This is a genomic window from Geomicrobium sp. JSM 1781026 (genome assembly GCF_041949955.1).
Taxonomy (GTDB): domain Bacteria; phylum Bacillota; class Bacilli; order Bacillales; family Marinococcaceae; genus Geomicrobium_A.
This window is the reverse complement of sequence record NZ_JBHFQF010000009.1, coordinates 109,798-133,932: the sequence shown is the minus strand read 5'-3', so window position 1 is coordinate 133,932 and position 24,135 is coordinate 109,798. Positions and strand designations below refer to the sequence as shown.

The window sequence follows — 24,135 nt, the reverse complement described above, 5'->3', positions numbered from 1 at the left end:
TAGCTGGTTCGTTTTTGGCACGGGTTGAAGCTACGATCTTAAAGCGGCAATACATACCGAAACACAGCAAAGAAATGTGCCGCTGAGCCTGCGATGACGAATACGTGCCATACGGCATGATGGTATGGAAAACTCCGCCACACGTAGAATACAGTACCTACTGTGTAGAAAATACCTCCTGCAAGTAGCAACATCATACCTTCGGGTGGCAATACGAGAGATAACGGTTGCCACGCGATGACGATAATCCAACCCATACCAATATAGAAAACGGTTGATAACAGAACGAACCGTTTTACAAAAAATGCTTTAAATGTAATGCCAATCGCTGCAATTCCCCAAACGATGCCGAACAGAATCCAGCTTAGGGCACCGTCAAGCGCGAGAAAAAGAAACGGTGTGTACGTCCCAGCAATAAAAAGGTAAATGGAAGAGTGGTCAAAGATCTCAAACAAATTCTTAACTTTTCCTGTTGGAAAACTGTGTAACAGTGTAGAGTTAACATAAAGAAGCGTCATTGTCGCCCCGAAGATGGCAGCACTTACGATGTGGAGCGCGGTCCCATAGATCGACGCATATACAATCAGGATAACAAGAGCGGTAACGCTCAGTAATGAACCAATGCCGTGGGTGATGGCATTAGCAAGTTCTTCACGTCTCGAAAACACATGGGTTTCGGATGCCAAGAGTGATCCCCCCAGTACTCATTAAACTACTACTTATTATACGGCATTGACGGCAAAAAGCATACTGCCACAAGTTGCTCGTGTATATATAGAAGAAAAACGACTCAACTCTATTTTTAAGAGTTGAGTCGTTAATATCATACATTATTTTGCAAATACGTGTTGACCGATACGTTTTGTTTCTTCACGAGTCGCATTCCAATGGTTCGTAGCTGTTTCAGGGTTGTAGAAGAAGATTGAGCCTTGGCCTTGGCCATCAAATGCTAATGCTTCACGAGCAGCAAGCTTAGACTCTTCAGCAGCCGGTTCATAGATTGTTCCATCTAACACTGGGCTAAATGCATAGTATCCGTTTACGACTTCATAGATGACATCGCGGATGGTATCCGGGTAGCGATCATCAGCAACACGGTTAAGAACGACAGTACCTACAGCAACTTTACCTGCATACGGTTCTCCTTGTGCTTCAGAGTGAATGAGGCGTGCTAACAGATCCAACTCTTCGTTCGTTACTGATTCTGGCATTTGCAGACGCTCTCCGATATTTACATTCGAATCGGGCTTGCCGTTTAATTCTTGAATTTCTTGAATAGAAACTCCGTAATCAATACCGATGCTCCAAAGTGATTCTCCTTCAGTTACAGTATGCTCAGAGTTAGCTTGCGTAATATTAGTAAACATAAAAAAGAATGCGATAGACATGATTGTCATTTTCAAGCGTTTCATCGTAAAACCTCCTGTGGGATTTGGTACGAGTGTTACAATAACAATCATTAGGATCGGTTGCATTAGGAAAAAGAATCCAAAGAACTATTGCGGAATTTATAAGGTTGATATGACAAGGGTTAACGCCTGAAGTTACAATTAGATTACAATGTTGTTATATATGATATATAGCCTAATTTATAGGAGATATGAGAAAAAAGTGTTGGTTTTCCGAATTTTAGCATGGGAGTGAATTCGTTGTTACTCATCGTTACATTTATCGTATTTGGGTTTGTAGTTGCTTTACCTGTAGGGCCAGTAACGATTGAAATGATTCGCGTGAATATGCGGAGTGGGTTCCTCAGTGCTTGGATGATTGGGATTGGCGGAATGGTCATCGATGTCGGAATGATTCTACTCATTTATTTTGGGCTGTCTACTGTCTTTGAATTGGACGCGGTTCAGACTGCCATGTGGTTTATAGGAGGTGCTTTTCTACTGCATCTTGGAGTGCAGAGTATTCGAGAAGATTCTATGAAGTTAGAGCAAACATCAGGAACTAGAGATGGGCGCTTTCAATCATTTCTAAAAGGCGTTGTATTGGCGCTTACACCTGGGAATCTAATGTTTTGGATCGGCGTATTCGGAACAGTTTTGGCTGCAGCATTGCAAGAAAGTGGCTTCGGCCAATTCCTCGTGATTGGCGTGAGTATACTTGGAGGGATTCTCCTCCACGATCTATTGCTATTAACCGTTGTCTCCATCGTAAAGCGAAAAATCAACGGAAAATGGTTTAAAGCGATCTCCATCATTGCAGGTGTTTTACTGCTTGTATTTGCAGCGTATTTCTTACTGTCAGGCGTTCGCAATATTATTGAGTGAAAGTCATAAAGGTGTCGTCTGTATGATATATAAGTTGGTTTCTAAATGATATTTGACTTTAACACAGCATTATTACCACTATGCTTTTAATCAACGGAAGTCAACTAATAAAGGAGTTTGAGTGGGTAGAGGGATCAGAGCAAAATGACGAAGTGGCTGAATTGAATTAATTTACGTCGTTGGTCTAGTTGTGAATAGAGATAATTAAAACCCTTTAGGTAGCCCTAAAGGGTTTTAATTTAATTACATTTCTTCATAATCTTCTAAGCTCGTTTCAGGTTCATGAGGTGTTGAGCTGTCGACGTGACCGAACAATGTGTCGGCGCTTTCCCCGTCAATGAGGACGAGTACAGAGTCAAAACCTGCTTGTTGTACGAGATAGGCAATTTGGTCCATGATGCCAATCTCAAATCCCGAGCCGACGTTAATGTCAGCAAATTCTGGTGAGAAGGACACGTGGGCAACACCGTCATGGTCTTCGACGTACTGTACAGAGACGTTATCTTCTTCAATAATGGAAATGAGCTCGTCTGAGTTAGGTCCTTCAATCCATTGCTCGATGGCACTTTGGGCAAGGCCTTCTTGTCCAGCACCCGAGATGGTATGTGTTTCACGATACATGTCGAGGACTTGATCATCATAAAAGACGATGTCAATAGACTCCTCCATCATTTCAGGCTCATCAGCAGCTGCCGTATCTTCATCTGCATCTGCGTCTTCAGTTTCATCGGTTTCGTCATTGCCGTCTTCGTCTAAGTCTTCATCATCTTCTTCATCAATATCGTCTTCTTCTTCGTCTATGTCTTCGACTTCCTCATCGCTCGTTGTATCCACGTCTCCATTTTCAGTTGGAGCTGGGTCATCTTCAGAACAAGCGGCAAGCATACTTACACCTAGCAGTGTGGCTGCGCAAAATTTGACAGGACGTTTCATTAGGTATCCTCCCTCATTGTAAAAGCTTGTAGATTTTTAATGTTATTCCTTGTCAAAGACTACCTTTATATGTAAAAGAGGTCAAGTGAAAGAAAGATTCAAAATTTAATAATTAACATAGGCCGACACCTGATCAATGTATTCTTTACATCCAAAGTTCTCATGACCTTCATAAAATACATAGGTTTTTCATTTTTTTAGCCACGTGTGAAAAAAGAAACGTGATATAATGTTTTCGACTGGACGTAAAAGAAGGTGACAGAAATGAATCAACGTAGTTCAAATCTAAAATGGTTAGCCGGCATTCTCATTTTCATTTTGTTATATGCCGTCGCTTATTGGGCATTTATCTTTTTTGCCTCTTGATAGAATTGCCAACAGGAGCACGTTATGCCGTGATAACCGGATAACGTGCTTTACTTCATACAAATTAGGAATAAATCTAAAAAATCGTGTAACGCACTGAATTTAATAACGACTACAAAGGGGAACGGTACTTGTGTATGATACGTTCGACCGCCTTTATGAACAATACCACCAATCGTTGTTTCAGTTCATATACTATATGGTGCGTGATCGCCATATTGCTGAAGAACTTGTACAAGATGTCTATATAAAAGTTTTGCATTCATATGATCGTTTCGATGGTCGAAGCAATGAAAAAACCTGGCTCTTCTCTATTGCAAAACATGTGACAATTGATTATATCCGTAAGGAAAATCGACAAAAAAGGAAATGGTTCGGTATGGTTGTCTCTGATGAAAAAATTGATATTCAAGATGAACAGCCGCTTCCGGAGCATCACATGCTTGTAAAAGAAGAGCTGGAGACGATTTATAAAGCATTGAAGAAATGCTCCATTGATCAACAGCAAGTGCTCATACTCCGATTTATTGAATCGTTCTCAGTCAAAGAAACAGCGGAGACGTTGGGCTGGTCTGAGAGCAAGGTGAAGACGACACAGCACCGCGCGATCCAAAAGCTAAAGAAAACGTTAGGAGAGGAGGAGAATCATGAGCAATAACAACACCGATGAGAAGATCATCAAGAAGCTTCATGAACTAAATGGCGTAGAAGACCACCGTTCAAAAGATGAGATCTACATGAACGTAAAAGCCGGAATGAAGCGTAGTGGTAAGAAGCCTCAACCAGAGCGGTTTAAGAAGCCGGTAATTATTGGTCTATCCTCGGCGGCGGTTCTCATTTTATCCGTTGTTGTTGTATCACAAATTTCTCCACCTGGCGGAAACCAAGAGTTTAGCTCAGATGCACCCCGTGAATCTGCACTTGATGAGTCAGATTATGAGGAAGATGCTGATCAAGATCAAGCGGACGACTGGGAAGGAACGGAAAACAACGAGGAGGACCAATCCCTTTATGTACAAGATGAAGATCAACATACAGAGACGGATGATGAAGACCAGCCCGTTGTGGAAGAAGAAGAACTAACGCTTGATGAAGAACGTAGTGAGCGCATTGCGAGCTTTGAATACTACTCTGCAACGATCGATGCTGGTGAGCGTTTGTTTACACTCCCATTTATGGCTCCAGATGATCAAACGGTGGTGAATGTGACATTGCAAAGCCCAGAAATTGATACGGGGCAGTTGGAGCAAGTGCTAGCCGCATTTCACCCAGAGAATTATGGTTTGAAAGAATCACCTATGAGAGAGTTCATTGAAGAAGGATTAACAGACGAGAAGTTTTTTGAAGGTTTAGCAGAGATCTCGAGGTTTGAGACATTTGCGACAGCTGAATGGCCGAACCAAGTGGAAGAAGTGTTAAGTGAAATCAGCAACCAATCCACGGAAGCAAACGGTTACTTTTTATTACCAGTAGAAGATCAATATGCTTATCTTGTGAGCGGCAATAGCTTGGACCTTAATGGCGGTGTAAGCGATTCACTAGAAGAGACCTTGAAATTCATGGAGAATGATGCCGATGAAGATCGTTACTTTTCAATCATTCCTGATGAAGTTGATTTGGAGTCTGTCAGTGAAGCGGGCGAAACGCGAGTGATTTTGACGTATGATGGGTTTGAAGATGTTACGCGTGAAGAGGAATTACTCATGTTTATTGAAGGCGTTCTTCTCGCCGCCGCTGATTTTGGCTACCAAGAAATTGAGTTTGATGGCGCAGAGCGAAGTGACTTTTCTCAAGTTGGGCCATACCAGCTAAGTAGAACACTCCAACCCCCGGCAGCTCCGAACTATTTAGGAGAAGTCGAAGTTACGCATTAGATTCGAATAAGCAATCAAAAAAACCTTCGACCTTTACGGGATCGGTCGAAGGTTTCGTTTCATATAGGGAAGTGAAACCGAAGTTTTTTTCCCGTTACAATTTCGACGGGTGGTTTGCCGCCATCCTCCCCGTCAACGTCGATATTTCCTTTCGGATTCACGTTTAAGGTGAGTTGCTGAACCTTACGATAAATGAGGTTCTCTCCTTCTTGAAATTCTTCATCTAATCGGGCTTCACGCCAAGCATTAATGAGCGAGAGACCGGCTTCTTTTACGATATACATATGAAGATACCCATCATTAATATCGTGTTCTCTTGGCAACGTGACAGAGCCAATGTAATTTCCGTTGGCAACAAGAATGAGCACGGCTTCGCCTTCGAGCTTTTCTGATTCGGTGGCAATTTCGTATGAATATTGCACCGGTTGCAGCGTCGTTTGCAAGGCACTCCAGAAATAACTGAGTCGCCCTGTTGCTCGCTTGAGGTCGGCGTCGATGTTCTCCGACGTATCGGCAATTAGACCGACGGCGAGGAAGTTTAAGAAATGATTGTCGTTGATTTTAGGGACATCAACGTTTCGTGTAGATCCTGAACAGAGTGCATCCACAGCTTCAATGAGGTCGAGGGGGATGCCGAGCGTTCTAGCAAAATCGTTGCACGTTCCCCCAGGTAAGATCGCGGCAGACGGGGGCTGTTCTTGCTTTTGTTCAGCGAGCCCGTTAATGCATTCATGAACGGTGCCGTCTCCGCCGAGAATGAAGACTGTATCCATGTCAGTTGCCTCCCGGCTCAGACGCTTGCCGTCACCGGGTTGTTCTGTAGGAGCTAATTCAACACTGAACCCATGTTTTTCGATGGCTTCGCGAATTTCTTCTATGGAGGGCTCACGATTGTCCTTCGACTCGCCAGCTTTTTGATTGTATATTAGTCGTGCCTTCTTCATCACATTCACTCCTATAACTATACATGCCCGTTAAAACGAGAAGATTGAGGACAGAAGTCCGATGACGATCAAAATGACAAAGCCGATTCCGAGTATATTGTAGATGGTTTTGCTCTTAAATGGCATGCGTCGCTTTTTGTTCCAGCGATTCGGATCAAAACCGATACCATCGTTTTCTTCTCTGTACCGAGTTGGCGCGTACCTTGGAATTGAAAAAAAGTTCTTTGCTTTCCTCAAGAAAGGTGCAGCAATCGCCATTCCAGCAACCAAACCGATAATGTGTGCGAGAATGTTAATTCGTGGATTGAGGAATGTCATAATAATGCCGATGACAACCATGACGGTGACAATTTGCCGGCTTGCAGCATCAATGAGTTCTTTCCTAAAGATCATCATGTACACGTACATACCGAGTAAACCGTAGATGGCACCGGATGCACCTACATGTCTATACCCGAGTGGTTGCAAATAAAATGTGACGATATTGGCAATTACTGCGGTTAGGAGATAGAATAGCACAAATCGATATTTGCCGACCATTTTTTCTATAGGCGGACCAAATAGAAAGAGGGCAAATGAGTTAAATAGCATATGGAATAAATCCACATGTAAGAACACAGGTGTGATTAAACGCCACCATTCACCAGCGGCGATAGCCACATTCCACCCTACGCCGAGAACGTACAGCCATTGACCCGGTGGAAAGATTCCTAAGTTCCCAAGGAACGTAAAAGCATATAAGATGATGTGAATGGCAATTAGTATGGTAACGATTGGATAGTTACGACGGAATGTATAAAAGTTTTCGTTGCGAACAAACATTTAGCCACCTCATTGTGATTAGATCGTAGTATAGTTTAGCATATTCTCTAACGTTCTATCGAATGTTTAAGTGCTCGGAAAGAAGTGATTCTTTGATTATCGGAAATGGCATCGACATCGTTGAGATCGAGCGAATACGTGCAGTATCAAAAAGACAACCGAAGTTTTATAAACGAATTCTCGTTGCAAAAGAACAAGAACAGTATCTTAAGTTGTCTTCACAGCGAGCGGTTGAATTTTTAGCCGGACGTTTTGCCGCTAAAGAAGCCTATGCAAAAGCGCGGGGCACAGGAATTGGAGAGTCCGTAAGTTTTCAAGATATCCATATTAAAAAGCATCAATCTGGACAACCTTATCTAACGGTCAATGACGATATAGCGAACACCCGCCTTCACTTAACGATTAGTCACTCAAAACAATTCGCCGTTGCGCAAGTGATCATCGAAAACCTTTCATCTCCGTCGTAAATTTCAAAGACGAGCCTGCATAACACGGATGGTTGTCTCATATGATGTAATGCGGTTAAGAGGGACCTGAAATGTGTGCAGTGATCAAATGATAGTGCGAGGGAGAGTCAAGAGTGTTCAACGCGCGTCGGTGTGAACACAATGAACAGGTGGAAAAAAATCTTAGAATGCGAGGTGCTGTCGTGATGAAACAACGGATGAATAGTTCATAAGTCAAGAACGTACATGTTTCAGAAGTCGATGTTTCACACGATAGTGCTCCAGTGCTCACTTAGGTGATCCGATCGTTGTTTCAATTATCGTCTCTATACAGAATGTGCCACTCGTGCTGTGTGATTGCTTAAGTTGAACCTAAACTTCTAAGATGAATGTTCCTGCCCGCGCACATTTCGTAATCAAGTAAGTAGGTTCCTTCTTTGTCGTTACATCTAAGACAAAGGAGATGGAAGTAATGAATAAGAAAATCGGAATCGGTGCTGCACTCTTCCTGTCCATAGGGATGCTTGTTGCATGTGGAGAGAAATCAGAAGATGAGGTTGTCGAAGACCTCAATGAAACATTGCAGACGATGGACGGGTATCAGACAGAAGCGTCTATGACGATGCAGACCGGTCAAGAGCCCCGGGAGTACCACGTGAGCATTGCACATCTTCAAAATGAAGAGAATCGTTACTACAAAGTCGAGTTGCAAAATGAAAATGAAGAACCAAATCAGATGATTCTGAGAAACGACGACGGTGTATTTTTGCTAACGCCTTCGCTAAACAAAAGCTTCCGCTTCCAAAGTGATTGGCCAAGCAACAATAGCCAGATGTATTTGTACGAATCGTTAATTGCAGATATTTTGTCAGATTCTGAACGGTCATTTGCAATTGAAGAAGACAAGTATGTGTTCCAAACGAGAACCAATTACCAAAATCAAAACTTGCAGCAACAAGAAATTGTATTAAACGATGACCTTACACCACATGCGGTACGAGTGTTTGACCAAAACTATGAACCCCTCGTCGAAGTGGCTTTCTTAGACTTTGAATTAAGTCCGGCGCTGGATGAGGAAGAATTCAATATGGACCGTAACATGCCAGAGTCAGAAGATGCACCTGCAGCAGTTGAAGAGATGCAAGAAGAGGTCGAAGATGAGGTGTTTATGCCTTCGTATGAACCATCCAACACGCAACTCGTTGAAAGTAAAGAAGTGGATACAGAAGACGGGACGCGGATTATCATGAACTACGATGGGGATCAGGCATTTACAATTATTCAACAGCCGATGAGTGTTCCTGCTGCATCAGGCATGACGATGACTGAGCTTGGGGAAGGCAACCCTATTGATCTTGGCGATGTCGTTGGCGTAGAAAGTGGTCAGTCGTTAACGTGGACTGTCGATGGTGTGGAGTTCATTATCGCATCTGACTCCCTTCATATGGACGAGATGGCTGCTGTTGCTCGCTCGATGACAAGAACTTCTGAAAAATAGTATAGGCTTTGTAAAACGGTCGCGAGGGTCTCGCGACCGTTTTTAGTAGGTGTGCGTAACGCGAATCATTGGAAAAGCCGTGGGCAGCTCTGTTCGATAGGATTTAGAACAAAAGCGGTTACGGGGCACGAGTGGGGGGCATCATAGGCTTTTTGTTCCGCCAAAGGGTTTGGTGAATCGAGACGATAAAAAATGTGCAACGTTTGGGTCGAGGTAGCAAATCTTTTCTCTTTTCTGCGCCCGTAATAGGAAAATCGGCCGCGGTTTGCGGACGAGTGAAATGAAATAAACAGTAAGCCCCTTGGTTGTCTTAATGGAGGGCACTGAAAAAGTAACGTCTTACTAACTACGTTACTCGTTAACGCAACCTTTCAAGTCAAACCTGTGTTGAATTCCAGCGACATAGAGTGTCACGAACGTAAATAATCGCATCCTAGAACCGTCTAAGAGGGGAGAGCGCATTTCTATATAAGATGAACGAAATAATTTCTTCAAGAACTAGTGGTAAGCTCGGTAAAGTGGAAACTGTGCTCAAGTTGGGGGAAATCCCAGGAAAAGCGGTATATTCTCATAAACGATGGAACAGAATGAGCAAACTCGGTAATAGAATACCGGGTCACGTGCACAAACCCACCCCGACGTACCCACAAGACGTCGGCGCGAGCCGCGCCGAACCGAGTCCGATTTGGCTTCAGCCCCGCTGGGGCAGACAGGTTGCTTGCTTATGGGCATTTTTCAGTGACTTCGTCTTAATGGACGAGAGGCGTAATCTTTTCTCCCTTGTTATGTGACGATCCACCACTCAAACGGATCACTTTATTGCATAAACAGCCACATATATTCCGAATTGTGACAATCCACGTTTAATATTCATGATGTCCCGATGCAAATTGCCTCAAAAACCCATATTTGTGACAGGTATTATATAATTTGCATGCAACTATGGGCAGAAACCGAGCGGATGCCATTATACTCTGGAGTGAGTACACCTGCTTGTATTGGAAACAAGCATGAACTGTGCAGTCCGGCAAATCAAAAATTCAACATATTTAGATGAACGTTTTCCTAGCGCCCCGCTTGTTCGTCATTTGCAAAGCGACCGAACATCCCATTGACTTAACCTTTTTTTCGCTCACATAATAGATAAAACGAATGTTGTTGAGGAGAATGCGCAAATGATGTACCGAGAGACGTGGGCAGAAATCGATCTACAAGCAATCCAAAAAAATATCCAAGCACTTAAAAACATACAAGCTTCCGATACACACATTATGGCTGTCGTGAAGGCGGACGGTTACGGTCACGGTGCAGTGAAGACGGCTGAAGCAGCGCTTGACGCTGGAGCGTCTCATCTAGGTACTGCATTAATGGAAGAAGCGGTCTCTCTTCGCGAGGCAGGTATTCGTGCGCCAATTGTGGTGCTCGGGAGAACGTCAGCGAGGGCAGCGACATATGCGAGTGAGCACAACATTGCGCTCACAGCATTTCAGACAGATTGGTTGGCTGAAGCAGAGAAACATGTCCCGACGGATCATACGCTGCAAATCCACGTGAAGTTTGACTCTGGCATGGGAAGGCTTGGCGTTAGAACGGTTGAAGAACTAGAGAATGTTTTGAATCGAGTAGGACAAGCCGATCGGATAGAAATACAAGGGTTGTTTACGCACCTCGCAACGGCGGATGAGCTAGAAGAGCGATACTTCAATGAACAGATGGTTGCGTTTGAAAGAGCAGTAAAAGTGGCGAAACAAAAATTGGGCTACATACCTTATATACATTGCGCAAATAGTGCTGCAGCGATGAGGTTTCCAAATGCTTGTTATAACATGGTTCGTTTCGGCATATCGATGTATGGACTGCTTCCTTCGGAAGAGCTGTGCGGAAAGCTTCCTTTTACGTTGTCACCGTCAATGTCGCTCTACAGTACGTTGACCCACGTGAAAAGAGTAACTAAAGGAAGCGGTATTAGTTATGGCGCGACATTTATTGCCGAGGAAGATACGTGGATCGGTACCGTCCCGGTTGGCTATGGGGATGGTTGGATTCGTGCCAATGCAAAGAAGGGGACGGTGCTCGTTGACGGGGAGCGTATGCCAATTGTTGGAAGAATATGCATGGATCAGTTTATGGTGAAGCTTCCTAGACCAATGGCTGTAGGATCTAAAGTGACATTGATTGGTGGAGATGGTGACGAAGCGATTTCCATTGAAGAAGTGGCAGGACGTTTGGACACAATCACGTATGAAATTCCTTGCCTGTTAAACAGTAGAATTCCTCGAATTTACACGTAGGCTTGCGACAAGAAAGGAAACGGTAGAAATCACGAAGTGATGTTAGCTGCTGATCATATTCGTAATTTCCTTAAAAAATATTGCAGGATTTTAACTATCGGTGGCGAATTCTGTTCGTGTGGTAGTGCAAATGGCATAGGACAACGATCTTGGTTTTGTAGAACAGATTTTGCAAATTCATGTTCTGAATGCTATTATATGTAAAGGAGAACGAATTGGACGTAAAGGGTTGGAGGTGTCTTACCTTGTCTAATGAAGATTGCAGACAGATAACGATTCGCCTTCCTCAATATTTATTGCAAGAGGTGGACAAAATGATCAAACATGATGGTGTGAACCGTAGTGACTTTATCCATCAAGCTGCAACTAAATATTTATTTGAGCGTAAACAGCAGGATGTCATTGAGCATATGCGACAGGGTTATGTGGAAATGGCAAACATTAATTTGAACCTTGCAGCGGAGTCTTTCGTTATTGAAGAGGAATGTGAACTTCAGATTGGCAGAAGATTAGTAAGCGGCGTTTAATACCCCTTTTCTTGCTATTATTATTTCATATGTGTGTAAAAGTTGTCGTATGTTCTTAGCGGCAACTTTTTGTATGTTACAAATTGCTGAGCATTCGCATTGATTAGTTGATTTCACAGGATTAAAGTGAAATAATAAACGAAGTACGTTCATCTTAAAAATGTATGATTGGATTTCCTCGATGATGGTGGTGTAAATAAGGATGAAATCAGTAGTTTTGCAGCACTTAAAAGACAATAAATCCTTGTATATTGAAGAATGGCGAAAGTCATTAGAACAACATGAGTTTACAAAACAAGGAAGCACATTTTCCAGTAAAGATATGCAACAAGAAATGAAAGACGAATTTATCTCTGTCGTCTTCCAATCTATAGAGCTGAGTATTGAAGAGAACAGAGATGCTATGCATCGATTTGCGAATCGCCTCATATATAATGGGTGGGCATTCAGTGAATTTATACGGAGTCTTCAAGCGTTGAGAAGAGTTGTCTTGCATGACGTATCTGCCAACTTTACAAAGGAAGAGTTTGTGGACGTGTCTGTTGTGTTTGAAGATTGGTTAGACGAACAGATCACTCGGTTAGCAGAGGAATTCTCTAAAATTCAAGATGAAGTGATGACGATGCAAAAAACCGCAATGAAAGAATTGTCTGCACCATTAATCCCAGTCTTTAACAAGATTAGTGTGATGCCTATCGTAGGGACAATTGACACAAAGCGGGCAGCGCAAATCATGGAAAACCTTCTTGAAGGGATCATCGAGCATCGCGCTCAAGTCGTTCTCATTGATATTACAGGCGTACCGGTGGTGGATACTATGGTCGCCCACCACATCATTAAGGCGTCCGAGGCTGTCAGGCTTGTTGGTGCAGAATGTTTACTCGTCGGTATTCGCCCAGAAATTGCACAGACGATTGTCAATTTAGGTATTGATCTAGATGCATTCACGACGAAAAGCACGCTAAAAAAAGGAATTGAAGCAGCACTTGAACTTACAAATCGGACAATCGAAACGAACGAGCAGATGCAATCTAATGGAGGGTTGAAACGATGAGAATCCCGATCCTAAAGCTTGGCAGGTATTTGTTAATCTCTGTACAAGTAGAACTTGATGATCAAACGGCACTTCAGTTTCAAGAAGATCTATTAAATAAAATTCACCAAGAAGGCTCATTAGGCGTTGTCATCGACTTGACGTCGGTAGACATGATCGATTCGTTCATTGCTAAAGTGATCGGTGATGTCGTCGAAATGTCAAACCTAATGGGTGCTAAAGTTGTTTTGACAGGCATTCAGCCAGCAGTTGCCATAACATTGATTGACATGGGGGTATCTTTGCAAGAAGTACAGACTGCTCTGGACTTAGAACAAGGCCTTGAAAGATTGCAACAGGAATTGGGGGGTTGACTATATGAATAACCAATCCTGTATTGAAATTGGAAACGAATGGGGGATTGTATCTGCACGTCAGGCCGGAAGAGAGTTATCGAAGAACATCGGTTTTGGCAGTGTGGACCAAGCAAGAATCACGACCGCAATATCTGAACTTGCAAGAAATATATATCTATACACAGAAATTGGACAAATCGAATTGACCTCCGTTGTGAAAGACAACGATGGGCGTGAAGGAATAAAGGTGGTCGCTCGTGACAAAGGGCCGGGCATAGAGAATCTTCGCGATGTTATGGTAGATGGATTTACAACCTCTGGCGGATTAGGTGCAGGATTACCGGGCGTGAAGCGATTAATGGATGAATTTGACATTGAATCTATGCCAGGTGAGGGAACAACCATAACGACCGTGAAGTGGCTCCGTTAGAGGAAGGGATGTTCCGTCATGGACAGCTATGAATTGCTCCAAAACAGTTATAAAAAGATCTTGTTCAATTTCTTACACAAGAAAAACGAACAAAGCTTATACGACGCACAACAATTCAGTAAGAAAGTGTTGGAGGAGAACGTTTCTCCAGAAGAAATTGTAAGTATACATTTGGAGGTCATCCAAGAGCTGTACCCTGACCTCCCTGAAGAAACACAAGAATCGTTTCAATTCCTCTTAGAAGTGATGATCGGGTATGGAATGGCATATCGAGAACATCAAATCCTCCGGAATAAACAACGAGAGCTGGAATCAGAAATTGATATTGCTGCAGATATGCAGCATACTTTTTTGCCTCAGGAGATCCCTCAAGTCGATGACCTTGATATTGGGGTCATTACCGTTCCAGCGTCAAAGATGAGTGGCGATTATTATCATGTCATTAAAGATGTGAATGGGTATATTGGGGTGGCTATTGCCGATATTATCGGCAAAGGAATTCCAGCTGCACTTTGCATGTCTATGATTAAATATGCGATGGATAGCATGCCCAATGAGCTACTGCCGCCTTCTGAATTACTCGAAACGCTAAACCGTACAATTGAGCAAAATATTGCTTCTCATATGTTCGTGACGATGATGTATGCGAGTTACAATCATGATGAGCATGTGCTTTATTACGGCGGAGCGGGACACGAGCCTGGGTTTTATTATAATAAGCAAGCGGATCATTTCAGTGAACTTTACGCAAAAGGGGTTGCCCTAGGCATTTCAAGAGATGCCAAATACCGTCAATATGAACAATATCTAGACGAAGGGGACTTTGTCGTCCTATTGTCTGACGGTGTGACCGAATCTCGTACCGAAGAGCGTTTTCTAGAGCGTGAAGAGCTTACGGATCTCATCCGTAAATACGCACACCTTTCTGCTCAAGAAATTGTCGACAACGTCTATCGGGATCTTGAGCGCTGGCAAGGTTTAGAGTTACGTGATGACTTTACATTACTGATTCTTCGCCGGACGTTTACTAAATCAACATAACGGGTAGAGTAACCTAGCGGCCACTGGCCGCTTTGTTTTATAAGTACTCATTTATCATTCATTTATTGGAATGCTATAGATTACAGCAAGAATTTTGGGGAGGGTTTTTTCAGCTATGAAGCTTGATCTAAAGAAAACAACCATTGATAACGGTACGAAATTATTCGTATCAGGAGAGATTGACGCATATACTGCACCACAGCTTAAAGAAGCGCTTGCCCCGTTAACGAGCGAAGAGAACGGTAAAACGGTCGTTGATTTGGCTGGCGTTGATTATATTGACAGTACAGGGCTTGGCATTTTCGTTGGCGCCCTTAAAGAAGCGCATAATCATAATGGACAACTGAAGATTGTCTCACTCAACCATAGAGTAAAACGGTTGTTCACAATTACCGGCCTGGACGAGGTTATGGACATCGATGAAGAGAAGGAGGAAGCCAAGAGATGAAGGCTAAACTCGACAAAATTGAGATGAAGGTGCCTGCAAAGCCGGAATATGTGAGCATTGTTCGTTTGACCGTTTCTGGAATTGCGAATCGTATGGGATACGCTTACGATACGATTGAAGATATGAAGGTTGCGATCGCAGAAGCATGTACAAATGTAGTGGATCATGCTTATGATGAGGGTCATGGAGATATTAACCTTGCCTTTACAATGTTTGAAGATCGGTTTGAAATGATGGTCTCTGATGAGGGTGGGAAGAATCCGACCCTCAAGAAAGCGAATGGACCAGTTAATGCAAGCACCCCTGTTCAGGAATTGCAGGAAGGAGGCCTTGGGCTGTTTTTAATCGAAACGCTGATGGACGAGGTAGACATTCAGCAAGAAAACGGTGTAACGATTAAAATGAAGAAGTTCTTACAAAGGGATGAGGTGGCTCAAGGTGCCGATGGACTCGAAGCAACATTCAACGAAAAAGGCTGAGCAACCAATTTACGAATGGATTACCGAGTTTCAGCAGGACCCTAATGAGGACGTGCAAACGAAGCTCGTTCTGCATTTCGAATCCCTTGTTCAGTCATTGGCGAGAAAGTTTTCTAGGGGACAAGGTCATGACGACGACTTATATCAAGTCGGGATGATCGGTTTGCTCGCTGCCCTCAGACGTTATGATGCATCGTTTAACCGGTCTTTTGAATCGTTTGCTGTGCCAACCATCGTCGGTGAGATTAAGCGGTTTATTCGCGATAAGACATGGAGTGTGCATGTGCCAAGACGGATCAAAGAACTAGGTCCGAGAATTAAAAAAGCGGTTGAAGAACTGACGACTGAATTGCAACGCTCTCCCCAAGTGAACGAGATTGCCAATCACTTAGAAGTGAGTGAAGAAGAAGTTCTTGAAACGATGGAAATGGGGAAGAGTTACCAAGCATTGTCTGTTGACCGTTCGATTGAAGCGGATGCAGAAGGCAGTGCCGTAACGTTGCTTGATCTTGTCGGTTCCACTGACGAAGGATTTGAGCAGACGGATCAACAACTGCTCCTTGAGAAAGCATTTGCCGTCCTCACAGAACGGGAAAAAGAGATCTTGAAATGCACATACTTCGAGAACCTTAGCCAAAAAGAAACAGGAGACTTGTTAGATATATCGCAAATGCACGTATCCCGACTCCAAAGACGCGCGTTGCAGAAGTTGCGCGAATCCATTCGAGTCGAACCATCGGAGTGTTACTAATGGTGCTAAATAAAATCATCGAAGAACAACATTCCAATGCCACAACAGCTGCATTCCAAGCGGGAAAGAACGGGAATGCAGTCTGTGGTGACATGTTCATTACTGTAGAGAATGATCGGTATTTTCTAGCGGCTTTAGCTGATGGTCTTGGAAGTGGCAAAGGGGCTCGTAAGTCTTCAGAGATTGCAATGGATATCGTCGAACAGAATTTCGATGCACCGATGGAAGATATATTCGCTCTCGTGAATCGTGCGCTTGCTCACGAACGGGGCGTCGTTCTTACTGTCGTACGGATTGACTACGTGAATAACCAGATTACGTGCGGGAACATTGGAAACGTTGAATGCCTCTTGCAAATCGACAATAAAGATGTGATGAGAATAATTCCGACTGCGGGCTTCTTATCCGGTCGATCATTCAAAGCCAGGGTGCATCACTTCACTTTTCAAGCTAAGGTCGGCTTCGTTCTTCATTCTGATGGAGTGAACCACCTGCGCCAGAAGAGAGACTTGACGGATGTTTATGAACGTCCAGTAGATGTAGTGAAGCATTTATCAAAGAAAGTTTCCATAGATAAAGACGATGTAACGATTATATCTGGATATGTGCACTAATCTTCTATTCTGTATTCTGTCGAACGCGAAGCTCTTCTGGGCTTGCGTTTTTTTTCGTTTTGAATCATGAAGTAGCCATTGAAATTATGATACAGTATGGCTATGAAGCTGGGAGGTTTGTGTATATGGAAATGCTGAATGAAGAAGAGATGTTGAAACTCATCGCTCAAAAAGCTAACGTGAGTACGAGTAAAGTGAAGGCGATGATTGACCTGCATAAAGAAGGGAATACCATTCCTTTTATCGCTCGTTATCGCAAAGAACAAACAGGCAATGCCGACGAGATTGTCATTAAAGAAGTACTTGATCTTTATCAATATGAAACACAACTTGCTGAGCGAAAAAGTGAAGTGTACCGCTTAATCGATGAGCAAGGCAAGATGAATGAAGACATTCAAACGAGCATTGTAAAAGCAAATAAGCTGCAAACGCTTGAAGACATCTACCGTCCGTACAAACAGAAAAAACGAACGAGGGCGACCGTTGCTAAAGAAAAAGGGTTAGAGCCACTCGCTGAAGCCATGTATGCGCTGCCTAAAGAAATGAATGTAGAAAACGAAGCACAACGGTACTTGAGTGAAGAGCTTGGTGTCGATTCAGTTGAAGATGCCATTGCTGGAGCACAAGATATTATTGCAGAATGGATTTCCGATGACGCGGCCATTCGCCAAGATGTTCGATCCATCACCTTCAAGCAAGGCATGATCGAAGCGAGCAAAAAGAAAAATGCCGTTGACGATGAGGGCATCTATGAAATGTACTACGAATTTGAAGAGCGTGTGAGCCAAGTTCCATCTTACCGTATTCTTGCGATGAACCGTGGGGAGAAAGAGAACGTACTGCGTGTGTCAGTGAGAATTGACGCCTCTCTTATGAACGACCGTATTGAAAAACGGATTGTAAAGCGTTTCGGTTCACCCGCCCTCCCCTATGTACAAAGAGCGATTGAGGATGGATACAAACGGTTAGTTGCTCCTTCAATAGAACGAGAAATCCGGAATGAATGTACAGAAGCGGCAGAAGAAAAAGCCATTCAAGTGTTTGCATCAAACTTGAAACAGTTGCTTTTGCAGCCACCTTTCAAAGAAAAAGTTGTACTAGGCATCGACCCTGCGTACCGGACAGGCTGTAAGTTTGCTGTCGTTGATGGGATTGGAAAAGTGTTAGAAACGGGGGTCATGTACCCAACACCACCTGTGAATGATACGAAAAAAGCGGGTGCTATTGTAAAGCGACTCGTCGAGACGTACAGTGTGACAGTGATTGCCATTGGTAACGGGACCGCTTCTCGTGAGACAGAGACGTTCGTTGCCGATCTCATCGCTGAAGCTAATCTCGACGTTGCATATCTGATCGTGAATGAAGCTGGAGCAAGTGTATACTCGGCGTCAGAGAAAGCACGCGAAGAATTCCCTGATTTAGAAGTGGAAAAAAGAAGTGCCATCTCAATTGCAAGGCGTTTGCAAGACCCACTATCTGAACTCGTGAAAATTGATCCAAAGTCAATTGGTGTCGGTCAGTATCAACACGACGTGAGTGCAGGGAAGCTGTCTGACAGCCTCGATTTCGTCGTCGAGTCGGCAGTGAACCTCGTCGGCGTTGATGTGAATACAGCTTCTTCTAGCTTGCTCCAATATGTGGCAGGTCTAAATGGTACGGTTGCGAACTTGATCGTGAAGCACCGTGAAGAGAACGGCAAGTACATGTCGAGAACCGATTTGAAGAAGGTGCCAAGACTCGGCGCAAAAACGTTTGAGCAAGCTGCAGGCTTTTTACGCATTGTAGAAGGCAAAGACCCACTTGATCAAACACCGATTCACCCAGAAAGCTACAAAGTGACGAAGCAACTGCTCAAAGACATGAACATTAAACCCCAAGAAATCGGATCTGAAGAAACGAAAGAAAGATTACAGATTGCGGAACTCGAACAGTTGAGTAACCAACTCGACGTTGGTAAAATCACGTTGCAAGACATCGTGCAAGCGCTCATGCGCCCAGGCAGAGACCCTCGTGAAGATTTGCCGAAACCGATTCTAAAAACAGGCGTCATGGCGATGGAAGATTTAGATGAAGGGATGGAGCTTACAGGCACAGTCCGAAATGTCGTTGATTTCGGCGCGTTTATTGATATTGGCGTCAAGCAAGACGGGCTTGTCCATATTTCTAAGCTCGCCAATCGTTTTGTAAAGAACCCACAAGACGTCGTCGCTGTTGGTGACATCGTGACCGTCTGGGTTGAAAACGTAGATGAGCGAAAAGGTCGAATCGCACTGACGATGCTGCAACCGACTAAGAAGAAAGTGACGACCTAACAACACCAATAAAAACCTAAGCGAATTCCATTCGCTTAGGTTTTCTTATGCCAGTGCAATTGCTATGATTGGAAGAGATCTTTATATTCATTTTTACGTAAATACGAATACCAACATTGATTGAGCATGACGATTTCATAATGGTTTTTTTCGTAATACGCCTTTTCCAACTGTTTTCTTAACCAATAAGGCATGCCATCCCCTCCTTGCCGTATAGGATAAGGTACGGAAGGTGTTAGCCATAGTATATGAGCACACGCTTGTATACGTTTACTAATTAAAAATAAAGTGTGGGTACGAGTATGGAGAATGAACAATTGCAACAATGGACCGAGCAGCTATCAATGCATGCTTTCAATAAACCCTTTCGTCATCAGATCACATTTAATAACCGGTTGCGAACGACCGGTGGCAGATACATGCTCTCAACGCATCATATCGAAATAAATCCGAAACAGTTAGACTATTTCGGGGAAGAAGAATTAAAACGAATCATTTTGCACGAGCTATGTCATTACCACCTTCATTTAGAAGGGAAGGGCTATCAACATAAAGACAGAAGCTTCAAAGAATTGCTAGCCCAAGTCGGTGGATCGAGGCACTGTCAGACGATACCAGGGATGCACAAACCCTTGCCATATAAGCATTTGTACGAATGCAAGTCGTGTAGCAGACAGTACAAGCGCAAACGACAAATTAACACGAAACAATACGTTTGCGGTGGGTGCAGAGGACGTCTAAAAAAAATTCAGGAAAACCGTTGACGTTCTCTGAATCGCTATGATATATTATAACAGTCGCTAAGAGAGAGCGCGAAAAACGCACCATAACAGCGATGAAACAAGAAACATTACATAAAAAGTTGTTGACATTGAAACAACTAAGATGTTATCATATTACTTGCCGTCATAAAATGACAGGCACTTCAATTGACAGATTCCACAGTAGCTCAGTGGTAGAGCAACCGGCTGTTAACCGGTAGGTCGCTGGTTCGAATCCTGCCTGTGGAGCCATTCGGAGAAGTACTCAAGTGGCTGAAGAGGCGCCCCTGCTAAGGGTGTAGGTCGCGCAAGCGGCGCGAGGGTTCAAATCCCTCCTTCTCCGCCATTGAATTACCTAACAAGTGGACAAGTATGGCCCGTTGGTCAAGGGGTTAAGACACCGCCCTTTCACGGCGGTAACGCGGGTTCGAATCCCGCACGGGTCACCAATATTCGGAGGGTTAGCTCAGCTGGGAGAGCATCTGCCTTACAAGCAGGGGGTCGGCGGTTCGATCCCGTCACCCTCCACCATTTTCACCATTGACACCAGACGGTGAAACAAGTACAATGGATAAAGTCTGCACGGCGCAACGAGCAGATGAGATGACAATTAGTGATACGATATTCGTAGCTAATTCATTCAAAATAAGTAATACTTAAAAGAAGCAAGGAGTTCGCGGAAGCAACTGACTGAGCGAGTGAGTGTACACAGTACACGACTCGAGTGAAGGAAGGAAGCTGACAAAGAAATCCGCCGCTTATTTTAAATAATAGGGGCCTGTGGTGTAGCGGTTAACATGCCTGCCTGTCACGCAGGAGATCGCGGGTTCGATTCCCGTCAGGCCCGCCATTTACATTATTTGAGAAACCAATCCTTGAAAACTACAAAAATGAAATTGGGCCATAGCCAAGCGGTAAGGCATCGGATTTTGATTCCGTGATGCGCTGGTTCGAATCCAGCTGGCCCAGCCATTTTTTTCAAAAACCAGGTCGCTGCCGACCACAGATTTATTACACACATGCGGGTGTGGCGGAATTGGCAGACGCGCTAGACTTAGGATCTAGTGTCCTTGTGACGTGGGGGTTCAAGTCCCTCCACCCGCACCATAATTATTACCATAACGCGGTTGTGGCGGAATGGCAGACGCGCTAGGTTGAGGGCCTAGTGGGAGTTAAATCCCGTGGTGGTTCAAGTCCACTCAACCGCACCATTTATACGAACGAAGCAATACCAACGCAGATGAGCGGGTGGTATTTTTTTGTGTTCATCTGACAATTAAAATGTGGGCTTTTTTAGTTCCGTCTACTCCATGTAATTTTATGAGTTGTTAAGTTGAATAAACTTTGGTGATATAAAACCTGTTTCACAAAGTAAGGAATAGGTTAATGATTATTTATGAATGTAAACAGTCTAACTAGTTATTTTCACTGTAAATCCCAACATTGATTCATACCAATGAGTATCAAGAAGTTTCTGTGAATAGAATATAAAATATACATAACTTTTTCAGATGGCTAAGAATAAGTGCTTTTTAGATTCACCAAGGTATTTGAAAACCGTAATTTGATATGTATTGGGGACATGTATTGTGAACATAGGTTCTAGTATCCCGGGGAGGTCTTGGTCTTCTCACCCGTAACACAACAAACACAGGCTTACCAAAGATTACAGGCCTTTTGAAAATCTGTGTATTTTTCTTCATTAAAGCTTTGGTATTTCTATTAAACATTTTGTGTCTTCGCCTAATTCTGTATTTGAGGTGGATTATGGTAAAATTAAGTTATCTTGAAATACTTTACCTTGAGTTAGGAGGTTAATATGAACAAACAATTATTCGCTTTATTAGCTGTATCTTTTACGTTGGTCGGGTGTTTTAACAATGGTGCGGATACAGAAGAAGAGGTTGATGGTGAAGAAGATGACGCCACCTCTGAAGAGGAAGAAGCAGACGAATTATTGATTGAAGAAGAGGAAGAACATTCTCGCGAGTCCGAGAATGACGTTGACAGTGTTGCCCCAGAACCCGTTGTACATACAGAAACATTCGAGCGTGAAGGGGAAGAAGTTGAGGTGGGTGTAACGGTACATCCTATTGAGCGGGAAGATGACCTTGCTATTTTTACCGTTGAGTTTGAAAAAGTCAGTGGTGAGGCAAGGATTGGTTTAGATCACATGTTAAGTCATCCAAGTACAACAAGGACTTCCAATCAATCTACCGCACGGGGAAATCAATATGATCGTCTTGGCTATCAAATACGGTTGTTTGACAGTACAAACGATACGATTTCTCATACGTTATTTTATCAAGAGTACAGAGACGACAGAGGAGATCAATATCTTTCTACACATGCGTTGAAAAGTGAAGAGATTGATAATCGTGAATTCAATGAGGGAGATATCGTCAGTTATTCAGCGGTCTTTGATGCTCCGACAGAAGAGCAAGTTCATGTCATGATGGAAAGTTTTGATCTCATTTTAGATGTTCCCGTTGTCCAATCAGATGAAGTCATTGATACTGCGGAAGAATTTTTATATGAGAGTGTGTTAGATACCACATCTATTTCATTGGAAGATCTTACGGAACAAACCTATCCAGTACAAACATACAATGAAAGTGTCAACGCTCCAGTAGGAACTTTAGTAGAGGAAGGGCAAGCATCAATTACATTAGATTCCGATGTGTTGTTTGAATTTGACTCTGCAGAATTACAGGATGATGCTGAGCAAATATTAGAAACAACAGCAGAAGAATTAGAACGTGTAAGCGGTGGAGATCTTATGATTGTAGGTCACACGGATGACCAAGGAGATGAAGCGTATAATCAAGAATTATCTGAAAGTCGTGCGCAGTCAGTCTACGAAGAGTTAGAAACCATCATGGATCTTGAAGTTTTTGATGGCGTAGAAACAGAAGGAATGTCATTTAATGAGCCCATTGCTTCTAATGAAGATGAAGAAGGTCAACAACTGAACCGCCGTGTAGAATTTCATTTCTCACAACCTGATGACATGGTGGAAGTGACAGAGGAAGAGTTCGAACTCCCTGACAACTTAGGACCTGTTGCCACATACGAAGATGGTGAAGTCATTGAAGTCGAATACAGTAATAATCCTATGGGGGTATCTATAGATTCTTTAAAGAGGTTAGATGGCTATATTATCGGGCGTGTTCGCCTGCATAATACAAGTGACAGATCCAGTCACATTCACAATCCTGTAAATATTGGATATGGTCACGGTGCGAGGAGCCTTCATGTAGAAGGTGATGCACTTACATCAGGTGGCTTTCTTGATAATTATGACGCGGACGGTGTCACGTTACTTTATGGGGACAAACGCATTTTTCCAATTGATTATTGGGCTCTAACTGCCTATGATGAGGTGGAAAAGGGAACAGAAGAATTGACCCCGTTAACCCATCGTAATGTACGTGAAGGTTCAGGGAATACACTAGGCGAAGGTGGCGCAATGGTCGTCACTATCATATGGCCTGATGTCCCGGGCGAGACGATTACGGTTGATAAAGCCCCAAGCGATAACTATGATTTAGATATTGATCAATGGATAGATTACCTCGTTCCTTGGAGAATCATTGATGTACCGATTGACGGAGAATTTGAGGATAGTGAAAATGAAACAAATCAATAATAGCATTTGCTGCTAGTTGTCCGTAATTACCCATAGTAAATTACACTGTGGAGAGTGGAAGAACGATCTATATGGAATGAACTAAACCTTTTCCTGATTAGCACAGTTAGTGGGTGCTTTTCACTGCTGGCGGATGGTTGTACTCCAGAGCACAAGTGCAACAGCGGTGGCGAAACATCTGCCACCGTGTTTTCTATGCAGTCCGGACTACAAGTGCAACATCGGTGGTCAAAGTACGCCCACCGTGTTTTCTTGACACTCTAGAGTACAAGGGCGACCCGGTTCAC

Annotated in this window: 24 protein-coding genes and 8 tRNA genes; 26 read left to right on the top strand and 6 right to left on the bottom strand. The window is 43.4% G+C overall.

The features are described from left to right. Window positions 1-38 precede the first annotated feature (38 nt). Together trhA and ACE1TF_RS16215 are read right to left on the bottom strand one after the other, a co-directional pair. Window positions 39-686, bottom strand: coding sequence for a PAQR family membrane homeostasis protein TrhA (gene trhA / locus ACE1TF_RS16220; RefSeq protein WP_375018321.1), 648 nt, complete (start codon window positions 684-686; stop codon window positions 39-41). Window positions 687-830: 144 nt separating this feature from the next. Further along, window positions 831-1,412 carry a cell wall hydrolase gene (locus ACE1TF_RS16215; RefSeq protein WP_375018319.1) on the bottom strand — a complete coding sequence of 194 codons (582 nt, stop codon included), beginning with the start codon at window positions 1,410-1,412 and terminating at the stop codon, window positions 831-833. 237 nt (window positions 1,413-1,649) lie between these two features. Between ACE1TF_RS16215 and ACE1TF_RS16210 the strand changes: the two genes are divergently transcribed. Next, a complete protein-coding gene (locus ACE1TF_RS16210; RefSeq protein ID WP_375018317.1) occupies window positions 1,650-2,273 on the top strand; it encodes a LysE family translocator in 624 nt (207 codons plus the stop codon). A gap of 243 nt (window positions 2,274-2,516) precedes the next feature. Here ACE1TF_RS16210 and ACE1TF_RS16205 read toward each other — a convergent pair whose 3' ends face one another. Further along, on the bottom strand, window positions 2,517-3,206 hold the full coding sequence (locus ACE1TF_RS16205; RefSeq protein WP_375018315.1) for a GerMN domain-containing protein: 690 nt from the start codon (window positions 3,204-3,206) through the stop codon (window positions 2,517-2,519). Window positions 3,207-3,705: 499 nt separating this feature from the next. On the opposite strand from ACE1TF_RS16205, the gene ACE1TF_RS16200 reads away from it, so the two are divergent. Then, window positions 3,706-4,230 carry an RNA polymerase sigma factor SigX gene (locus ACE1TF_RS16200; protein ID WP_375018313.1) on the top strand — a complete coding sequence of 175 codons (525 nt, stop codon included), beginning with the start codon at window positions 3,706-3,708 and terminating at the stop codon, window positions 4,228-4,230. Beyond that, window positions 4,220-5,446: a hypothetical protein gene (locus ACE1TF_RS16195; RefSeq protein ID WP_375018311.1), complete on the top strand. Its 1,227-nt coding sequence runs from the start codon at window positions 4,220-4,222 to the stop codon at window positions 5,444-5,446. The genes ACE1TF_RS16200 and ACE1TF_RS16195 overlap by 11 nt, the downstream gene beginning before the upstream one ends. A 59-nt stretch (window positions 5,447-5,505) precedes the next feature. On the opposite strand, the gene ACE1TF_RS16190 is transcribed toward ACE1TF_RS16195, so the two are convergent. Continuing rightward, the gene (locus ACE1TF_RS16190; RefSeq protein ID WP_375018309.1) at window positions 5,506-6,390 is read right to left on the bottom strand and encodes a diacylglycerol/lipid kinase family protein; all 885 of its coding nucleotides are present in this window, start codon (window positions 6,388-6,390) and stop codon (window positions 5,506-5,508) included. A 30-nt stretch (window positions 6,391-6,420) separates the two neighbouring features. Then, the gene (locus tag ACE1TF_RS16185; RefSeq protein ID WP_375018307.1) at window positions 6,421-7,212 is read right to left on the bottom strand and encodes a rhomboid family intramembrane serine protease; all 792 of its coding nucleotides are present in this window, start codon (window positions 7,210-7,212) and stop codon (window positions 6,421-6,423) included. A gap of 92 nt (window positions 7,213-7,304) precedes the next feature. Here ACE1TF_RS16185 and acpS point away from each other — a divergent pair, with 92 nt between their 5' ends. The 13 genes from acpS (at window position 7,305) to ACE1TF_RS16120 (ending at window position 19,438) form a co-directional block, all read left to right on the top strand. Beyond that, a complete protein-coding gene (gene acpS / locus ACE1TF_RS16180) occupies window positions 7,305-7,679 on the top strand; it encodes a holo-ACP synthase (protein ID WP_375018305.1) in 375 nt (124 codons plus the stop codon). A 451-nt stretch (window positions 7,680-8,130) separates the two neighbouring features. Next, window positions 8,131-9,156 (top strand): LolA family protein, encoded by a 1,026-nt coding sequence (locus ACE1TF_RS16175; RefSeq protein ID WP_042401513.1) that lies wholly within the window; start codon window positions 8,131-8,133, stop codon window positions 9,154-9,156. Between the two features lie 1,175 nt (window positions 9,157-10,331). After that, entirely contained in the window at window positions 10,332-11,447 is a 1,116-nt protein-coding gene (alr, locus tag ACE1TF_RS16170) for an alanine racemase (RefSeq protein ID WP_042401518.1), read from the top strand. Between the two features lie 245 nt (window positions 11,448-11,692). Next, window positions 11,693-11,974, top strand: coding sequence for a CopG family ribbon-helix-helix protein (locus tag ACE1TF_RS16165; RefSeq protein WP_042401613.1), 282 nt, complete (start codon window positions 11,693-11,695; stop codon window positions 11,972-11,974). 202 nt (window positions 11,975-12,176) lie between these two features. Further along, window positions 12,177-13,028 (top strand): STAS domain-containing protein, encoded by an 852-nt coding sequence (locus ACE1TF_RS16160; RefSeq protein ID WP_375018302.1) that lies wholly within the window; start codon window positions 12,177-12,179, stop codon window positions 13,026-13,028. Beyond that, a complete protein-coding gene (locus tag ACE1TF_RS16155; RefSeq protein ID WP_042401523.1) occupies window positions 13,025-13,381 on the top strand; it encodes an STAS domain-containing protein in 357 nt (118 codons plus the stop codon). Before ACE1TF_RS16160 ends, ACE1TF_RS16155 begins: the two co-directional genes overlap by 4 nt. A 4-nt stretch (window positions 13,382-13,385) precedes the next feature. Beyond that, entirely contained in the window at window positions 13,386-13,793 is a 408-nt protein-coding gene (locus ACE1TF_RS16150) for an anti-sigma regulatory factor (protein ID WP_042401525.1), read from the top strand. 18 nt (window positions 13,794-13,811) lie between these two features. Continuing rightward, the gene (locus ACE1TF_RS16145) at window positions 13,812-14,834 is read left to right on the top strand and encodes a PP2C family protein-serine/threonine phosphatase (protein WP_375018299.1); all 1,023 of its coding nucleotides are present in this window, start codon (window positions 13,812-13,814) and stop codon (window positions 14,832-14,834) included. Between the two features lie 115 nt (window positions 14,835-14,949). After that, entirely contained in the window at window positions 14,950-15,282 is a 333-nt protein-coding gene (locus ACE1TF_RS16140) for an STAS domain-containing protein (protein WP_375018297.1), read from the top strand. After that, the gene (gene rsbW / locus ACE1TF_RS16135) at window positions 15,279-15,761 is read left to right on the top strand and encodes an anti-sigma B factor RsbW (protein ID WP_375018295.1); all 483 of its coding nucleotides are present in this window, start codon (window positions 15,279-15,281) and stop codon (window positions 15,759-15,761) included. Before ACE1TF_RS16140 ends, rsbW begins: the two co-directional genes overlap by 4 nt. Beyond that, window positions 15,727-16,512 (top strand): RNA polymerase sigma factor SigB, encoded by a 786-nt coding sequence (gene sigB, locus ACE1TF_RS16130; protein ID WP_375018293.1) that lies wholly within the window; start codon window positions 15,727-15,729, stop codon window positions 16,510-16,512. Before rsbW ends, sigB begins: the two co-directional genes overlap by 35 nt. Beyond that, complete coding sequence (locus ACE1TF_RS16125) at window positions 16,512-17,126, top strand: PP2C family serine/threonine-protein phosphatase (protein WP_375018291.1); 615 nt, start codon at window positions 16,512-16,514, stop codon at window positions 17,124-17,126. The genes sigB and ACE1TF_RS16125 overlap by 1 nt, the downstream gene beginning before the upstream one ends. Before the next feature lie 125 nt (window positions 17,127-17,251). Beyond that, window positions 17,252-19,438 carry a Tex family protein gene (locus ACE1TF_RS16120; RefSeq protein WP_375018289.1) on the top strand — a complete coding sequence of 729 codons (2,187 nt, stop codon included), beginning with the start codon at window positions 17,252-17,254 and terminating at the stop codon, window positions 19,436-19,438. 62 nt (window positions 19,439-19,500) lie between these two features. Here the strand turns inward: ACE1TF_RS16120 and cmpA are convergent, their stop codons facing one another. Next, window positions 19,501-19,632: a cortex morphogenetic protein CmpA gene (cmpA, locus tag ACE1TF_RS16115; RefSeq protein ID WP_152549058.1), complete on the bottom strand. Its 132-nt coding sequence runs from the start codon at window positions 19,630-19,632 to the stop codon at window positions 19,501-19,503. 108 nt (window positions 19,633-19,740) lie between these two features. Between cmpA and ACE1TF_RS16110 the strand changes: the two genes are divergently transcribed. From ACE1TF_RS16110 to ACE1TF_RS16065, 10 genes are all read left to right on the top strand, one after another. Further along, window positions 19,741-20,202 carry a SprT family protein gene (locus ACE1TF_RS16110; RefSeq protein ID WP_375018287.1) on the top strand — a complete coding sequence of 154 codons (462 nt, stop codon included), beginning with the start codon at window positions 19,741-19,743 and terminating at the stop codon, window positions 20,200-20,202. Between the two features lie 174 nt (window positions 20,203-20,376). Continuing rightward, window positions 20,377-20,451, top strand: a tRNA-Asn gene (locus tag ACE1TF_RS16105). 3 nt (window positions 20,452-20,454) lie between these two features. Further along, a tRNA-Ser gene (locus ACE1TF_RS16100) sits at window positions 20,455-20,545 on the top strand. Between the two features lie 28 nt (window positions 20,546-20,573). Then, window positions 20,574-20,648 (top strand) — tRNA-Glu (locus ACE1TF_RS16095). Window positions 20,649-20,654: 6 nt separating this feature from the next. After that, window positions 20,655-20,730 (top strand) — tRNA-Val (locus ACE1TF_RS16090). A 243-nt stretch (window positions 20,731-20,973) separates the two neighbouring features. Next, window positions 20,974-21,049: transfer RNA gene (locus tag ACE1TF_RS16085), tRNA-Asp, on the top strand. Window positions 21,050-21,096: 47 nt separating this feature from the next. Continuing rightward, window positions 21,097-21,171 (top strand) — tRNA-Gln (locus ACE1TF_RS16080). A 49-nt stretch (window positions 21,172-21,220) separates the two neighbouring features. Continuing rightward, window positions 21,221-21,306, top strand: a tRNA-Leu gene (locus tag ACE1TF_RS16075). Between the two features lie 16 nt (window positions 21,307-21,322). After that, window positions 21,323-21,410, top strand: a tRNA-Leu gene (locus ACE1TF_RS16070). A gap of 608 nt (window positions 21,411-22,018) precedes the next feature. Further along, entirely contained in the window at window positions 22,019-23,848 is a 1,830-nt protein-coding gene (locus ACE1TF_RS16065) for an OmpA family protein (protein ID WP_375018285.1), read from the top strand. Window positions 23,849-24,135 lie beyond the last annotated feature (287 nt).

Bases quoted from the DNA above. Each gene is read 5' to 3' on its own strand.
- ACE1TF_RS16145 (WP_375018299.1), top strand. From the start codon at position 13,812: ATGGACAGCTATGAATTGCTCCAAAACAGTTATAAAAAGATCTTGTTC.
- ACE1TF_RS16175 (WP_042401513.1), top strand. From the start codon at position 8,131: ATGAATAAGAAAATCGGAATCGGTGCTGCACTCTTCCTGTCCATAGGG.
- ACE1TF_RS16065 (WP_375018285.1), top strand. From the start codon at position 22,019: ATGAACAAACAATTATTCGCTTTATTAGCTGTATCTTTTACGTTGGTC.
- ACE1TF_RS16195 (WP_375018311.1), top strand. From the start codon at position 4,220: ATGAGCAATAACAACACCGATGAGAAGATCATCAAGAAGCTTCATGAA.
- ACE1TF_RS16160 (WP_375018302.1), top strand. From the start codon at position 12,177: ATGAAATCAGTAGTTTTGCAGCACTTAAAAGACAATAAATCCTTGTAT.
- rsbW (WP_375018295.1), top strand. From the start codon at position 15,279: ATGAAGGCTAAACTCGACAAAATTGAGATGAAGGTGCCTGCAAAGCCG.
- ACE1TF_RS16120 (WP_375018289.1), top strand. From the start codon at position 17,252: ATGGAAATGCTGAATGAAGAAGAGATGTTGAAACTCATCGCTCAAAAA.
- ACE1TF_RS16185 (WP_375018307.1), bottom strand. From the start codon at position 7,212: ATGTTTGTTCGCAACGAAAACTTTTATACATTCCGTCGTAACTATCCA.
- cmpA (WP_152549058.1), bottom strand. From the start codon at position 19,632: ATGCCTTATTGGTTAAGAAAACAGTTGGAAAAGGCGTATTACGAAAAA.
- ACE1TF_RS16215 (WP_375018319.1), bottom strand. From the start codon at position 1,412: ATGAAACGCTTGAAAATGACAATCATGTCTATCGCATTCTTTTTTATG.
- alr (WP_042401518.1), top strand. From the start codon at position 10,332: ATGATGTACCGAGAGACGTGGGCAGAAATCGATCTACAAGCAATCCAA.
- sigB (WP_375018293.1), top strand. From the start codon at position 15,727: ATGGACTCGAAGCAACATTCAACGAAAAAGGCTGAGCAACCAATTTAC.
- ACE1TF_RS16150 (WP_042401525.1), top strand. From the start codon at position 13,386: ATGAATAACCAATCCTGTATTGAAATTGGAAACGAATGGGGGATTGTA.
- ACE1TF_RS16205 (WP_375018315.1), bottom strand. From the start codon at position 3,206: ATGAAACGTCCTGTCAAATTTTGCGCAGCCACACTGCTAGGTGTAAGT.
- ACE1TF_RS16155 (WP_042401523.1), top strand. From the start codon at position 13,025: ATGAGAATCCCGATCCTAAAGCTTGGCAGGTATTTGTTAATCTCTGTA.
- ACE1TF_RS16110 (WP_375018287.1), top strand. From the start codon at position 19,741: ATGGAGAATGAACAATTGCAACAATGGACCGAGCAGCTATCAATGCAT.
- ACE1TF_RS16140 (WP_375018297.1), top strand. From the start codon at position 14,950: ATGAAGCTTGATCTAAAGAAAACAACCATTGATAACGGTACGAAATTA.
- ACE1TF_RS16190 (WP_375018309.1), bottom strand. From the start codon at position 6,390: ATGAAGAAGGCACGACTAATATACAATCAAAAAGCTGGCGAGTCGAAG.
- ACE1TF_RS16125 (WP_375018291.1), top strand. From the start codon at position 16,512: ATGGTGCTAAATAAAATCATCGAAGAACAACATTCCAATGCCACAACA.